Here is a 14,328-nt window from a genome sequence, read left to right as displayed (position 1 = left end):
GCAGCCGCCGGCGCGTTTTTTCGCTTCTCTCTTCGGTACTATATGATGAAAACTTTACTCCGCTTTGGAGCTTTGTGGTTTGTACTGGTTTTGCTGAGTGGGGGCTCCGCCCTAGGTTCGCACTTGCTCGGCGGCGAAATGCAGTACAAGTTTCTGGATGCCAACGGGCCGCAAGCCGCCCCGTTTCGCTACCAGCTGACGGTGGTGGTGTACGTGAACTCCGACAGCCCGGCCACGCCCAGCGGCCTGGGCCGGCCCGATGTGGAGGTATCCATCTACAACAAGTCGCAGGGCAACGCCCGCATTCCGCTTACCACCATCAACAGCCCGTTGGCATCGGGGGGGTTGCTGCGCATACCGCGCACCAGCACGGTACGCATCAACCCGAGCCTGCCCGGCGGCTGCACCATTCCGGGCGGCAACGTGCCGGTTACGCTGGCCAAGTACACGGCCGTGGTAAACCTGCCCGTGTCGTTTGATGGCTACTACGCCTTTTACAGCGACATTGCCCGCAACAACGACGTGAACAACATTGTTAACCCGGGCAATACCAACATGTCGTTGTACACGGAAATGGCCCCGCCGCTGATTCCGAATACCTCGCCGGTGTTTTCGGATACGGCGGTGGTGGTGGTGTGCCAGGGCGATACCACTATCCTCATCAACAACGCTTTTGATGCCGACGGCGACCGGCTGATTTACACGTTTGGCACGCCGGCGGCCGGCAACCCGCCGTTCCCGAGTTTTGTGCTGCCGCCCGTGCCGGTTAATTACCTGCCGGGCTACAGCGCCGTGAATCCGTTTGGCCCCGGCGCCGGCAACTACGCTGCCCTCAACGCCAGCACCGGCATTGCCCGGTTTGCGGCCACCACCATGGGCAAGTACGTAGTCGCCATCGATGTGAAAGAGTACCGGCGCATCAACGGCACCGAGGTGCAGGTGGGCACCACCCGCCGCGACGTGCAGCTGGTGGTGCGGCCCTGCGCCCCCAACCGGAGTCCGCAGTTTACGCCGGCCACCCTAGGTCAGCGCGCCTTTACCATTGAGGAGGGCCAGACCCTGAACTTTAACCTGAGCGCCACCGATGCCGACGGCAACCCCGTGAGCCTGCGCGTGAACAGCGGCCTGCTCGACGGCGCGGGCGGCTTTAACGCCACGTTTGCCGGCTTGCCGGGCACTATTGCGCCCGGCGCCAGCACCGGCACGGTTACCGTATCGGGCAACGGCAGCGCCAGCGGGCAGTTCAGCTTCACGCCCCGCTGCGGCGAAGCCCGCCCCAACCCCTACGACGTGGCCGTAACGGCTACCGATGCGGCTTGCGGCTCCAAAACCGTGGCCGAGGTGTTTCAGATTTTCGTGACGAAAACCACAGCCCCCACCGGCCTGACGGGCACCCAGGAGCTCTGCGACCTTTCGCGTACGTACACGTACACCGCCACCGGCCCGGCCCCCACCAACGGTTACAGCTGGCGCGTGCAGGGCGGGGTTATTCAGGGCGCCAGCAACGGCTCGTCGGTGCAGGTGCTGTGGAATGGCAGCGGCCAGGGGCGCGTTTCGGTGCGCAACCGCTCCACGTTGGGCTGCCTGAGCGACTCAGCCACGAGCGTCGTCAACATACTGCCTGCGGTTACGCTGGGCGTTACGCCCTCCTCGCCGACTATTTGCCCGGGCCAATCGGTAACGCTTACGGCCAGCGGCGCCACGTCGTACGTTTGGTCGGGCGGCGGGCAAACCTACACGGGCAGCAGCATTACGGTGTCGCCCACCCAAACCACTACCTACACCGTAACCTCGCCCAATGCGCAGTGCTCCAACGGGCGCGTAACGATAACCGTGAACCCAGCCGTGGTGGCCAATGCGGGCGCCAACCGGGCGCTTTGCTCGGGCGAGCAAACCACCTTAGGTACGGCAGCCGTAACGGGCTACACCTACCAGTGGAGCCCCGCCGTGGGCCTGAGCAGCACCACGGTGGCCCAGCCCGTATTCAGCCAGACGCTGGCCGCCGGCCTGGCCCCGCAAACGCTTACGTACACGGTGGTGGCCACCTCGCCGCAGGGCTGCAGCGCTGCCAGCCAGGTGGTAATTACCCTGAACCCCGCCGCCGCGGCCGATGCGGGCCCCGACGTAACGGTGTGCGCCAACCAGCGCGTGCGCCTGGGCACGGCGGCCCTAGGTGGTTACACTTATCAGTGGAGCCCGGCAGCGGGCCTGAGCAGCGCCGGCGCGGCCCAGCCTACGTTTACGGCGCCTACCGTTAGCACTGCTCAAACGCTGAAGCTATACCTCACGGCCACCACGGCGCAGGGCTGCTCGGCCCGCGACTCGGTGCTGGTGCGCATCAACCCGCGCCCCGAGGCCGATGCTATTCAGGGCAGTAGCTCCGTTTGCCCGCAGGCCGGCGCAGTGGCTTACAGCATCCGCAACCCGCGCGGCACGGCGTATCAGTGGCTTATCGAGGGCGGCACCATCGGCAGCGGCCAGGGCACCGGCAGCGTTACCGTAAACTGGGGCAGCACCAACGCCAATGCCAGCCTGAAAGCGTTTCGCCTGAACGCGGAGGGCTGCTCGTCCGACACGGTGGTGTTTCCGGTGCGCATCAATCAATTGCTGGCCACCGAGCGCCCCACCGGGCCCACGCGCGTGTGCCAGACGGATGGCCCCTTCACGTACCAAACCCAGTTTACCAACGGCTCGAGCTACGCCTGGCAAATTATTGGCGGCACGCAGGTGAGCACCAACCAAGCCACGCTGCAAGTGCAATGGACGCGCCCCGGCACGGGCAAGATCGTGGTAACCGAAACCAGCCAACCGGGTTCGGTGCGCTGCCTGGGTACTTCCGATACCTTATTCGTAACGGTGCTGCCCTCCCCTGCCGCCGCACCCATTGCCGGACCTAGGCGCGTGTGCGCGGGCGCCGGCACGGTAAGCTTCTCGGTGGCGGGCGCCAGCACCTCCACCTTCCAGTGGACGGTGCAGCAAGGCACCAGCGCCCCGGTAGCGCTGAGCGCAGCGGGTACCACGGCCACGTTCGCGGTGCCGGCTCCGGCGGCGGTTACGGCCCCCACCAGCTACACCCTAACCGTGCGCGAAACCAACGCCCTGGGCTGCACCGGCGTGGCCTCCACCATGCAGTTTACGGTGGTGCCGCAGCTTACGGCGGCCGCCGTTACGGGCCCGCGCAGCGTGTGCCCGGGCTCATTTGCCGGCCTGGGTTATTCGCTGGCCGGGGCGCCGGGCAGCACGTACCAGTGGGCCATTACGGGCGGCGCGGTAGTAAGCGGCCAGGGCACCGAGCGGGTGCAGGTCGATTTCGACCCGAACGCCACGGCCCGCAGCGTGTCGGTAACCGAAACCTCGGCCGTGGGCTGCGCTGCCAGCTTCAGCGTAGTGCTCGATAACGCTACGGTAGCGCTGAACACGGCCTCGGTTGATTTGCAGGACGACCGCCGCATTACGCTTGCGCTGAATGTGCCCAACAACGCCAACTCGCCCAACCAAGTACGCATTATGCGCCGCGACGCGGGCAGCACGGCGGCCTTTGCGCAGGTGGGCACCGTGGCCAACACAGCCGCTACTTACACCGACACCGGCGTAAACACCGACGACAAAGCCTACGAGTACCGCCTCGATTTGGTGAATGCCTGCGGCACCACCCTCAGCAGCACCAACCACACCACCATGCGCCTGGAGCTTACCAACGCCGAGCCCGGCCAGGGCCGCACCGAAGGTAAAGTTGCCCTGCGCTGGAGCGCCTACCTGGGCTTCCCGGTAGCCCGCTACGAGGTGTACCGCACCGCCGACGGCGGCCAGTTGCAGCTGATGACCACCGTGCCGGCCACCGCCAGCCCCACCTACACGGCCGGCTTTGCCAGCAGCGCGGCGGGCTTCAACCAGGGCTTCCGCATCAAGGCCATCAGCGCGGAGGCGCAGGCCAGCCAGGCGTGGTCGAACCAGGCTGATGCGGCGTTCGAAAACAAGCTCGGTTTCTACAACGTGATTACGCCCAACGGCGACGGGCTCAACGACGTGTTCTTTATCCGGAGCGTGGAGCTGTACCCCGGCAACAGCTTCGCAGTGTTCAACCGTTGGGGCAAAGAGGTGTACCGCACCAGCAATTACCGCAACACCTGGGGCGCCGATGGCCAACCCGCCGGCACGTACTACTTCGAGTTTAAGCAGAGCAACGGCCAGATTAGCAAAGGCTGGTTTGAGGTGGTGCGCTAACACGCGTTGCTCGACACTACCAACAAAAAAACGCCCCCAACCGGGGGCGTTTTTTTGTTGGGGCTTGCGCCCAATCTCGACTTATTCGTGTACCTAGGCCCTATGCGTTTTGTGCTACTATTTCTCGTGTTGCTGACCGGTTTTCCAGCCGCAAGCCAGGCCATTCATAATCTTAGCTTCGAGCCCGATGCCAACCGCCGGCAGCCGCTGCTGCTGTGGGCGCACAAGGGTGGTCAGGCCATCCGGCTTTCCATCGATACCACGCAAGCCAAACACGGCCGGGGCAGTTTGCTGATTGATGCCACCCGCGCCCCCGAGCCGGTAGGCGCCGCCATTTACACCACCCTCGAGCCCATCGACTCGCTGCGCGGGCACGCGGCTACCATCACGGGCTGGGTACGGACCAAAGGCTTTGCTGGCAAAGTGTGGCTCTACGCCCACGCCCAAACCGCCGGGCACGGCGCCAATCTGGCCTCGCACGACACCCCGCCCGCCGCCGAACTTGCCCCTGCGGCCGATTGGCAGCGCCTGCAAATTCAGCTGCCCGTGGGCGCGGAGGCCGAGCAGCTGCTGCTGGGCCTGCGGTTTTGGGGCCAGGGCACCGTTTGGCTCGATGATTTGCAGGTACACTACAACGGCCGCACGTACCGCAATGCGCCCCTGCCAGGCACCGAGCCGCTGCTGCTGAGCACCACCACCCCGTTGCCCGATTGGAATTTCGAGCGGCGCGGCCCCGCCACCGCTACCCCACCCACGCAGTACCGCTGGCGCCTCGATTCGACGCTGGCCCAAAACGGCCGCTCCAGCCTGCAGCTGCTGCCGGTGCCGGGCGCTGCCGCCCCCTACGCCTACCTAGGCGTAGTGCCGCTCGATACGCTGCACGGCCAAACGCTGGTGGTGCGCGGACACGTGCGTTACTCAGCTGGTCGGGCAACCAATAAACCTCTCGTGCTCTACCACGCCATGCTCACCCACGACGACCGTTCTGGTTGGCCGTTTCGTGAGCGCGAAAGCTTTTCGGCAACGCCGGTAACTGCCGGCGCCCCGGCGGCCAACGGTTGGCAAGCCTTTGAGCTTTCGGTGCCCATTTCGCACAACTCGTTTGCGAAGCAACTGGCCCTGGGCGTGCGCCTCGACGGCGGCGAGCCAATTTGGATCGACAACGTGCAGCTGCTTATTAACGGGCGCCCCTACACCCCGCGGCCACCTAGGGCGGCCGGCCTACCCACGGCGGCCGAGCTGGCGTGGCTGCGCCAGGCCGCTCGGCCCCTGCGCACCGTGCAGCCCGATGGCGGCGACGTGCGCTATTTGGCGGCCTTTGGGCAGCTGGTAGGCGCGGCCGAGGTAATCGGCCTGGGCGAGGTAACGCACGGCTCGCGCGAGATTTTTCAGGTAAAGCACCGTTTGTTTCGCTACCTGGTAGAGCAAAAAGGCGTGCGGGCGCTGGTGCTGGAGGCCAACATGGGCACGTGCCTGGCCCTCAACCGCTACGTGCTCACCGGCGAAGGCGACGTGCGCCAATTGGTACGGAGCCTAGGTGTGTGGAACACCGCCGAGGTGCTGGAGCTGGTGCAATGGATGCGCACCCACAACGAGCGCGCCAGCACCAAAATTCAGCTGCTGGGCATGGATATGCAGCACCCGTACGACGCCATTGCCTACTTGCGCGCGCAAGTACCCGCCAAGCGCACCGACCTGCACGCCCTGCTCACCCGCATCGAAAACCAGGTGAAAGAGCTGCGCCGAAGCGAATCGCCCCTGAACCCGTTTGCCGCCGACAGCCGGCCAGGTGCTGCGCTGCAAGCCCTGCGCAGCCAGCTGGCCGAGCTGCGCGGCGGTTTCGAGATGCAAAGCAAACTGCGCGACGATACCGACCTGCCCGATGTGGCCTGGCAGCGCCAGATGCTGCACCTGATTGAGCAATACAGCACATTTATCAGCCTGAAAAAAGTGTTCGGCAGTGCGTACCGCGATGCTTGCATGGCCGAAAACGTGCACTGGCTGCGCGGGCAGCTGGCCGGCGCCAAGGTGGCGGTGTGGGCGCACAACGCCCACGTAGCTGCCGAGGGCGAAGGCGCCGAGCGCAACCTAGGCGAATGGCTGCGCCGCGCCTACGGCCCGGCGTATTTCGCCGTGGGCATGGCTTTCCACGAAGGCTCGTTTCGGGCCGAGGACCAAAGCACGAGCACCTTTGTGCGGGCCGAGGCCACGGCCGCGCCGGTGGGCACCTACGAGTACTACTTTCATGCGGCCAAGCTGCCGTTGTCGTTGCTCGATGTGCGCAGCCCCGCCCTGGCGCCCGGCACGCAATGGCTCTATCAAAACCTGCTGCTGCGCGACGTAGGCATTTTCGAATCGAAAGCGCCTTTCAACCGCCACAATCTGCGCCGCGAGTTCGATGCCCTGATTTTCATGCCGCGTTCCTCGCCCGCCCTGGCGGCGCCCTAGGTCGCGTAGCGTCGTCATTGGCTTAGCAGTGGTCATGTTCTGTCGCCGCGTCTGCTCGTTTCGAGCCAAGCAAATAGCGTTGGCTTGAGCAGAACAGTTAGTCGCCCTGTGGGACAACGGCCCTAGGTTCATTGGCCCGGCATATCGCTTGGGCTTCAAGGGTTAAGGCAAGGGTTGGTACGAGGATGCAGGCGCAGCCTAAAATCCATGCATTCCGGCAAATCCGCAAAAATCCGTGGGTTATCTTTGCGCTTGTGAATCAAGTAATGCCCAATCCGAAGAAGATCCCCGCGGAGGACCTCCGCGAAGTGGTAATACAAGACATGGTAGCCGAGGGCAAGTGCCTCGTGCGCCACAACAACCTCGTCATTTTCGTGTCGGGCGTAGCGCCCGGCGACGTGGTCGACCTGCGCATCACCAAGTCGAAAAAGAGCTTTCTGGAGGCTGTACCCGTGCACTTTCACAAGTACTCGGAGCTGCGCGTGCAGCCCTTCTGCATGCACTTTGGCACCTGCGGCGGCTGCAAGTGGCAGCACCTAGGCTACGAAACCCAGCTTCAGTACAAGCAGCAACAGGTGGAGGACACGCTGCAGCGGATCGGCAAGGTTGAGTTGCCCGAGATTATGCCCATTCTGGGTTCGAAGGAAACCACCTACTACCGCAACAAGCTGGAGTACACCTTCAGCTACAACGGCTGGCTGACCTCGGAGCAGATTGCCGACGAGTCGCAGCAGTACGACCGCCGCGTGCTGGGCTACCACCTGCCCTCGCGCTTCGATAAGATCATCGACATCCAGCACTGCTGGCTGCAGCCCGACCCGAGCAACCAGATTCGCCTGGCCTTCCGCGATTACGCGCGCACCAACAACCTGCGCTTCGGCAACCTGATGAAGCACACCGGGTTGCTGCGCACGCTCACCATCCGCACGGCCAAGAGCACCGGCGAAATCATGGTGGTGGCCGCGTTCTACCGCCAGCACCAGATGATTCCGGTTATTCTGGACCACCTGCTGGAGCTGTTCCCGGAAATCACGTCGATGAACTACGTGCTCAACGACAAGGGCAACGACTCGCTCGACGGCCTGGAAGTGGTGTGCTACAAGGGTCTGCCCTACATCCACGAGGAGATGGAGGGTCTGCGCTTCCGCGTGGGGCCGAAATCGTTCTACCAAACCAACTCGGAGCAAGCGTACGAGCTGTACAAAATTGCCCGCGACTTTGCCGGCCTCACCGGCACGGAGCTGGTGTACGACCTCTACACCGGCGCCGGCACCATTGCCAACTTCGTGGCCAAGCAGGCCCGCAAGGTAATCGGCGTGGAGTACGTGGCGCAGGCCATTGAAGACGCGAAGCTGAACTCGGAAATCAACGGCGTGCAGAACACCAAGTTCTACGCCGGCGACATGAAGGACGTGCTCACCAAGGAATTTACCGACGAGCACGGTCGCCCCGACGTCATCATCACCGACCCGCCCCGCGCCGGCATGCACGCAGATGTGGTAAACCGCCTCATCGAGCTGCGCGCCCCGCGCGTAGTGTACGTGAGCTGCAACCCCGCTACCCAAGCCCGCGACCTAGAGTTGCTGGCCGACACCTACCGCGTAACGCGCGTGCAGCCGGTAGATATGTTCCCGCACACCCACCACGTGGAGAATGTGGTGCTGCTGGAGCTGAAGTAGTATTTGACTTTATCTATGCGGCTGCTGTTGCTAATCTGCCTGTCTTTAAGTGTTAACTCCAGCTTCGCCCAAGGCTCGTTGAAGAAAACATTACGACAAGATTTCGCAGAAAGCAGAAAGAAGCCTTATTCACTGCACCCAAACTGGATTGCCGAGGATACTTCTAATATCAGCACCAGGGACACTGTCTCTTTCCACAATTGGAATTACTACTTGGCAGCACAAGGGGTTTGTAAGTTTCTGGATTGGTCTTTCACTTCAAGATCAACCATCAGCCAGTCATCTTACTTTCCTTGTGTAGGTCATGGCTATTTTACTTCAGCAATAAATGGCAGTGGATTATATTGGTTCAAGATTAAGGAAGTTTCTGGCAAGACATACCTCAAACTTATGGATCATAAGTACCGGGTATACTGGTTTGAAGTTTTCCGCTCGTTAGAATATGACCCTCAAAACGTTGCTCACCCAGTACTTACTTTGGTGCGTTTGAAACTTAAGCCGGCATAATTTGATGCTTCCGAAATAATTCAGGCACTAAAGCTCAACCCACTCCCGACCTCTGGCAGCTATGAGCTTCTGGTACCCCAACCTCAGCGAAGAGCAAGTAGCCACGTCAGTCCGCGAAAACCGGCTGGCTATTCCGCCCAATTGGTCAACCAAGGTATTTGCCGCGTTGCTTTTCCTGGTGTACTGGGGCCTGTGTGGGTATTTTGTGGGTAATGGCCCTACGGCTTTCTACCGGACGATTGCGCTTTTGCTGTTTCCGTTTTTGGGCTGGCTGTTTTTCTACGCCGTGTACTGCCAGCTTCGCGAAAACCGTTTGACAACCCTCGAAACCGGGCTGAGCGCGGAGGCCAATTGGCAGCTGATCCAGACAGTTTTTGGAGAGTTGAACTGGAACATCCAGCAAAACACCCCGCAGGTAGTACGGGCTTTTACCGATGGCTATATTAGCCAGGTGGGCATTGCTTTAATCCAGCCAAACCGGTTGCTTTTGAACGTTTTGCACATTGGCCACCGCCGCGGCAGACTCCCGTTCTCCTTCGGCCAGAACGAAAAGATGATGCGTCTGCTCGTGTCCCGCCTCAACCAACATCTGGCTGCCGCTTAACACGCCTTGCCGCCCAACCTAGGGAATGGTGCCGCCGGGTGCGGCGACCAACCGGGCAGCTCCCGTAGCAACCAATTCGGCTGTGCAGCAGATATGTGCAGCGGCCCATACGCTATACCCGGAAATTCTGCGGATTTTTGGCGGATAAACAGCGGGCAGATAGCGCGCTGGCAGTATCTGTGAGCCACGCTGCGTATGCGTCGAGTTGAGTATCTGGATAGTGTGAGAGGCCTGGCGGCCTTCTCCGTGATGATTTATCACTTTATCGGTTGGCGCTGGGCCGAAACCCTAAGTTACAAACTGGGTTCGATGGTGTTCAACGGCAGCGACGCGGTTTCGCTGTTTTTTGTGCTTAGCGGCCTGGTGTTATCGTGGAAGTACTTCCACCCCGACGAGTCGGTAAAGATTAACGGCTCCCACTTCCGGCAATTTGTGCTCAACCGCATCGTGCGCCTGTACGTGCCCTTTTTGGCGGCGCTGGCCCTGTACTACCTCTACAACCACCGCGCCGATGACCTAGGGCTGCTGGTGCGCCAATTCGTTACCAACGAAACCCATTGGGTTGAAGAGGCTTTGCTGATCAGGGGCAAGCACGATTTGTACCTGCCGGCCTGGACGCTCGAAGTTGAAATGGTGGTGTCGTTGCTGGTGCCATTCCTGACCTTGCTGCTGCGCAACAGCCGCGTTCTATTCGTGAGCCTGATGGCGGTGATTCTGGCCACCGGCACCATCAGCTGGGCCGTGCTGCATTTTGGGCTGGGCATGCTGCTCACGTACTATTTCCGCGACATCGAGCAGTACGACATCAAAAAAGCCCGCTGGTACCCGTACCGCTACGGGATTTACGTGCTGATTTTCGCGCTGTATTCCATTCGGCACATTACGCGCATTTACCCCCTGGGCGACGTCGCGAATTATTGGCTGGGCCTGTTCCGCCTCGATTTGTTTCACTTTACGGGCCTGGCCGCAGGGGCTATTCTGGCGCTGGTTATCAACCAGCCGCAGCTGCAACGCCTGCTCACCATCCGCCCGCTGTTGTTCCTGGGTCGCATTTCGTATAGCCTCTACTTGCTGCACTGGCTGTTCGTCATCTTCGTGATGGACCGCTGGGATTATCTTGCCTCCCTGATCGGCGGCGAGCGGCGCGTGTACTGGATACTGCTGGCCTTCGTGGTAGTCGGAACCCTCGTTGCCTCCACCATCTTTAACATATTGGTCGAGCGGCCGGCGATTCGCTTGGGTAAAAAAGTGGCCGACCGCTTTGCCCCCAAGCCGACCTACCAAAAGGCTGTTTAACCCGAACTTCAAGCCCTGAGCTTCACCACCATGGATTACGCCAACGACCCCGAGCTGAGCGGCAAATACCTCGGCACCATCACCAAGGACTTTGCCGTAGTAGCCGACACCCTCAAGGAAGCCTCGTACCAGATCCGGCGCCGCGACATTTCGAAGCACCCCATCTTCGTGTTCGCGCGCATACCTGTGCCTTTCGGCTCGCTGCTCATCTCGCCCGACGAGATGGAAACCGAGTGGTACGTGCTAGCCTCGTACCTCGACATTTTCGTGCAGCAAGGCGTGATTTCGCCCGAGCACGTCGAGGACTTTCAGCGCGCCTACAAAGACCCCGACGAGTTCTGCTGTCTGTTCGTGGTTGATGGGGAGTTCACGAAGTTCGTGTTCGTGCCCTACCCCGAGGATTAACCTAGGTACCCACCAGCAAAAAGCCCGCGGCAGCTGCCGCGGGCTTTTTGTTTGCATGCGCTTGTTGTTACTGCTGCTTGCCGAAGTGCGACCAGCCCTGCGCCCGCAGCGGCACGGCGTTGCCGCCCTTGGTGGCCAGAATAGCGCCTTCCGAAGCCTCCGTTATTTTGCCGATGATGGTGATGTCGGGGTGGTTCTTGAGCTTGTCGAAATCGGCGAGCGGTACGGTGAAAAGCAGCTCGTAGTCTTCGCCGCCGTTGAGTACGCACATCACTGGGTCGAGGCGGAACTCGTCGGCAACGTCGTACACCTGCTGGTCGGCAGGCAGGCGGTCGGAGAAGATGGTGGCGCCCACGCCCGAGGCCGCGCACAGGTGCATTATTTCGGATGCCAGCCCGTCGGAAATATCAATCATGCTGGTGGGCACCACCTCCATCTCGTGCAGCATGTGCACCACATCCATGCGGGCTTCGGGGCGCAGCTGGCGCTGCACCACGTAGTCGTAGGGCGCCAGGTTGGGTTGAGTTTCGGGGTCGGCGAGGTAAGCTTGTTTTTCGCGCTCCAGAATTTGCAGGCCGAGGTAGGCGCCGCCCAGGTCGCCGGTTACGCAAAGCAGGTCGTTTACCTTGGCCCCGCTGCGGCGCACGGCTTTGCCGCGGGCTACGGTGCCCATGGCGGTTACCGAAATAACCAAGCCCGCGCGCGAGGCCGTGGTATCCCCGCCGATTACATCGACGCGGTACGCCTCCGAGGCCAGGCGCACGCCTTCGTAAAACTCTTGCACGGCTTCCACCGAAAAGCGCGCCGGCAAGGCCAGGCTCACGGTAATCTGGGTGGGCAGCGCATTCATGGCCGCAATGTCCGATACGTTCACGGCCACGGCCTTGTAGCCTAGGTGCTTCAGGGGGCAGAACATCAGGTCGAAGTGGACGCCCTCCACCAGCAAATCGGTGCTGACGACCACCTCGTGCTCGGCGGGCGGCGCAATAATGGCGGCATCGTCGCCGATGCCGAGCACCGTGCTGGGCTGGTGCAGCGTGATGGTATCCTGGATCAGGCGAATCAGGCCGATTTCGCCGACTTGATTAAGCGGGGTGACTTGTTCTGACATAACGGTAGCACTACGGTGCAAGGGGCGCAAAGGTAGCCCCCGGCGGTGTTTTTGTGCCAATGCCCAAACACTTCGCCTGTTTTGCGTGCGGCCAGCCCCATCGACCTAGGCAGTCGGCCACCGCAGAGGCTGCGCGGCTCGCCTCCATTGTTCAAGCTGAATGAGGTTGTGCCTGAAAAGGCATTTTACGTTTCCTGAACGTCAGGCTGAGCTTGTAATAGCTTACATGTTGCCTTACCCAAACGCCTTCGCACAAAGCCCTCTGCAATCGTTTGCAAAAAAAGCAACCCAACCTTGCTAACGAACGTTAGGAACCATACATTTGTTAGCATATAGCAAATATGGAAACTACGGCTCCTAACCTTTCGCGCAAAGCCCAGATCGACCAAACGGCTACGGCCCTGTTTCGTCGGCGCGGGTACGCTGCTACCAGCATGCGCGAGTTGGCGGCGGCCCTGGGTATTGAGGCGGGTAGCATTTACTCGCACATCCGCTCGAAGGAGGAAATCCTGCACCGCATTTGCTTCCGGCTGGCCGACGAGTTTATGGCCGGTTTGCGCCACGCCACGGCCGATGCCTCGGCTTCGGCGGCTACGCGGCTGCGCCGCGCCATTGAGAGCCACGTGCGCGTGCTTATCCACGATGCCGATGCCTCGGTGGTGTTTCTGCACGAGTGGCGCCACCTCAGCGAACCGGCTTTGTCGGAGTTTCTGAAGCTGCGCCACGATTACGAAGCCGCCTACCGCGAGCTGATTGCCCGCGGCGTGGCGGCCGGCGAGCTGCAAACGCCCGACCCGGCTTTTGCGGCCCTCACCCTGTTTGCCAGCCTCACGTGGTTGCCCAACTGGTACCGCCAAGATGGCAAGCTCGGGCCCGATCAGATTGCCGAGCGCTTAACCGATCAGCTACTGGGCGGTTTAGCCAAGTAATTCCTCACGCAAACTCCCAATCAAGATACCATGTACGGCTCCGTCAGCACCCACGATATCCCGGCGCAGGCAACCACCGGCCTCGAAAACGAAGACCCGCAACTGCTGGCCGAGTTTGAGGCCCGCATTGCCCGCGGCGAGAAAATCGAGCCCGACGACTACATGCCGGCGCTCTACCGCAAGCAGCTCATTCGCATGATTGAGCAGCACGCGCACTCCGAAATCATCGGCTCCTTACCCGAGGGCACCTGGATTACCCGTGCGCCGGGCTTCCGCCGCAAAATGGCCCAGATGGCCAAGGTGCAGGACGAAGTGGGCCACGCCCAGCTGCTGTACTCGGCCGCCGAAACCCTAGGTAAGACGCGCGAGGACATGATTACGGACCTGATCAACGGCAAGTCGAAGTACTCCAACGTCTTCAACTACCCCACGCCGACCTGGGCCGACTCAAACGTAATTTCCTGGCTGATCGACGCGGGTGCCATCGTAAACCAAATGGCCAACGCCAAAGGCTCGTACGGCCCGTATTGCCGCGCCCTGGAGCGGATTTGCGCCGAGGAGTCGTTTCACCTGAAGTACGGCCACGATGCCGTGGTGCACATGGCCACCGGCACGCCCACGCAGCGCCGCATGATGCAGGAAGCCCTGAACCGTTGGTGGCCGCCCATCATGACGTTCTTCGGGCCGGCCGACAAAATGAGCCAGCACACCGAAATCCTGATGCGCTGGAAGGTGAAGATGGCCTCGAACGACGATTGCCGCCAGCAATTCCTCGACATGTACGTGCCGAAGATTCTGGAAATCGGCCTTACCATCCCCGACCCCAAACTGCGCAAGAACGAAGAAACCGGCAAGTGGGAATACACCGAGCCGGATTGGGACGAGCTGCGCCGCGTGATTAACGGCGACGGCCCCTGCAACAAAGAACGCCTGGCGGTGCGCCGCGCCGCCGAAGAAAACGGAGCCTGGGTACGCCGGGCTCTGCAGGCCAAGCAGCAAGCCGCCAAGCACGTGCGGCCTCTGGCCTAAGCATCTGTCGTTGGTCGTTTACGGGCTGCATTCCCGTTCCTACATCCCGCCCGAGCCGGTAAACGATCAACGGTAGATGTTCGCTGCCACGAGCGC

General features: G+C 61.5%; 10 protein-coding genes. 9 read left to right on the top strand and 1 reads right to left on the bottom strand.

Annotation, left to right across the window (positions count from 1 at the left end; all coding sequences use genetic code 11):
- Window positions 1–45 precede the first annotated feature (45 nt).
- From OIS50_RS02360 to OIS50_RS02330, 7 genes are all read left to right on the top strand, one after another.
- Entirely contained in the window at window positions 46–4,224 is a 4,179-nt protein-coding gene (locus OIS50_RS02360; RefSeq protein ID WP_264692725.1) for a gliding motility-associated C-terminal domain-containing protein, read from the top strand.
- Window positions 4,225–4,326: 102 nt separating this feature from the next.
- Window positions 4,327–6,672 (top strand): erythromycin esterase family protein, encoded by a 2,346-nt coding sequence (locus OIS50_RS02355; RefSeq protein WP_264692724.1) that lies wholly within the window; start codon window positions 4,327–4,329, stop codon window positions 6,670–6,672.
- Window positions 6,673–6,938: 266 nt separating this feature from the next.
- Window positions 6,939–8,351, top strand: a complete 1,413-nt coding sequence (rlmD, locus tag OIS50_RS02350; protein WP_264694317.1) for a 23S rRNA (uracil(1939)-C(5))-methyltransferase RlmD — start codon at window positions 6,939–6,941, stop codon at window positions 8,349–8,351.
- A gap of 15 nt (window positions 8,352–8,366) precedes the next feature.
- Complete coding sequence (locus tag OIS50_RS02345) at window positions 8,367–8,858, top strand: hypothetical protein (RefSeq protein ID WP_264692723.1); 492 nt, start codon at window positions 8,367–8,369, stop codon at window positions 8,856–8,858.
- Window positions 8,859–8,919: 61 nt separating this feature from the next.
- Window positions 8,920–9,462, top strand: coding sequence for a hypothetical protein (locus tag OIS50_RS02340; protein WP_264692722.1), 543 nt, complete (start codon window positions 8,920–8,922; stop codon window positions 9,460–9,462).
- Between the two features lie 195 nt (window positions 9,463–9,657).
- Window positions 9,658–10,758 carry an acyltransferase family protein gene (locus OIS50_RS02335; RefSeq protein WP_264692721.1) on the top strand — a complete coding sequence of 367 codons (1,101 nt, stop codon included), beginning with the start codon at window positions 9,658–9,660 and terminating at the stop codon, window positions 10,756–10,758.
- Between the two features lie 30 nt (window positions 10,759–10,788).
- Entirely contained in the window at window positions 10,789–11,163 is a 375-nt protein-coding gene (locus tag OIS50_RS02330; protein WP_264692720.1) for a hypothetical protein, read from the top strand.
- A gap of 67 nt (window positions 11,164–11,230) precedes the next feature.
- On the opposite strand, the gene thiL is transcribed toward OIS50_RS02330, so the two are convergent.
- Window positions 11,231–12,274 (bottom strand): thiamine-phosphate kinase, encoded by a 1,044-nt coding sequence (thiL, locus tag OIS50_RS02325; protein ID WP_264692719.1) that lies wholly within the window; start codon window positions 12,272–12,274, stop codon window positions 11,231–11,233.
- Between the two features lie 341 nt (window positions 12,275–12,615).
- Here thiL and OIS50_RS02320 point away from each other — a divergent pair, with 341 nt between their 5' ends.
- Window positions 12,616–13,203 carry a TetR/AcrR family transcriptional regulator gene (locus OIS50_RS02320; protein WP_264692718.1) on the top strand — a complete coding sequence of 196 codons (588 nt, stop codon included), beginning with the start codon at window positions 12,616–12,618 and terminating at the stop codon, window positions 13,201–13,203.
- Between the two features lie 30 nt (window positions 13,204–13,233).
- Window positions 13,234–14,232 carry a 1,2-phenylacetyl-CoA epoxidase subunit PaaA gene (paaA, locus tag OIS50_RS02315; RefSeq protein ID WP_264692717.1) on the top strand — a complete coding sequence of 333 codons (999 nt, stop codon included), beginning with the start codon at window positions 13,234–13,236 and terminating at the stop codon, window positions 14,230–14,232.
- Window positions 14,233–14,328: the final 96 nt, after the last annotated feature.

The organism is Hymenobacter sp. YIM 151858-1 (assembly GCF_025979705.1).
Lineage (GTDB): Bacteria > Bacteroidota > Bacteroidia > Cytophagales > Hymenobacteraceae > Solirubrum.
The sequence above is the reverse complement of the archived record's forward strand: the minus strand, read 5'-3'. Positions and strand labels throughout refer to the sequence as shown.

Coding starts and splice junctions, on each gene's coding strand:
- OIS50_RS02360 (WP_264692725.1), top strand. CDS start 46: ATGAAAACTTTACTCCGCTTTGGAGCTTTGTGGTTTGTACTGGTTTTG.
- OIS50_RS02355 (WP_264692724.1), top strand. CDS start 4,327: ATGCGTTTTGTGCTACTATTTCTCGTGTTGCTGACCGGTTTTCCAGCC.
- rlmD (WP_264694317.1), top strand. CDS start 6,939: ATGCCCAATCCGAAGAAGATCCCCGCGGAGGACCTCCGCGAAGTGGTA.
- OIS50_RS02345 (WP_264692723.1), top strand. CDS start 8,367: ATGCGGCTGCTGTTGCTAATCTGCCTGTCTTTAAGTGTTAACTCCAGC.
- OIS50_RS02340 (WP_264692722.1), top strand. CDS start 8,920: ATGAGCTTCTGGTACCCCAACCTCAGCGAAGAGCAAGTAGCCACGTCA.
- OIS50_RS02335 (WP_264692721.1), top strand. CDS start 9,658: ATGCGTCGAGTTGAGTATCTGGATAGTGTGAGAGGCCTGGCGGCCTTC.
- OIS50_RS02330 (WP_264692720.1), top strand. CDS start 10,789: ATGGATTACGCCAACGACCCCGAGCTGAGCGGCAAATACCTCGGCACC.
- thiL (WP_264692719.1), bottom strand. CDS start 12,274: ATGTCAGAACAAGTCACCCCGCTTAATCAAGTCGGCGAAATCGGCCTG.
- OIS50_RS02320 (WP_264692718.1), top strand. CDS start 12,616: ATGGAAACTACGGCTCCTAACCTTTCGCGCAAAGCCCAGATCGACCAA.
- paaA (WP_264692717.1), top strand. CDS start 13,234: ATGTACGGCTCCGTCAGCACCCACGATATCCCGGCGCAGGCAACCACC.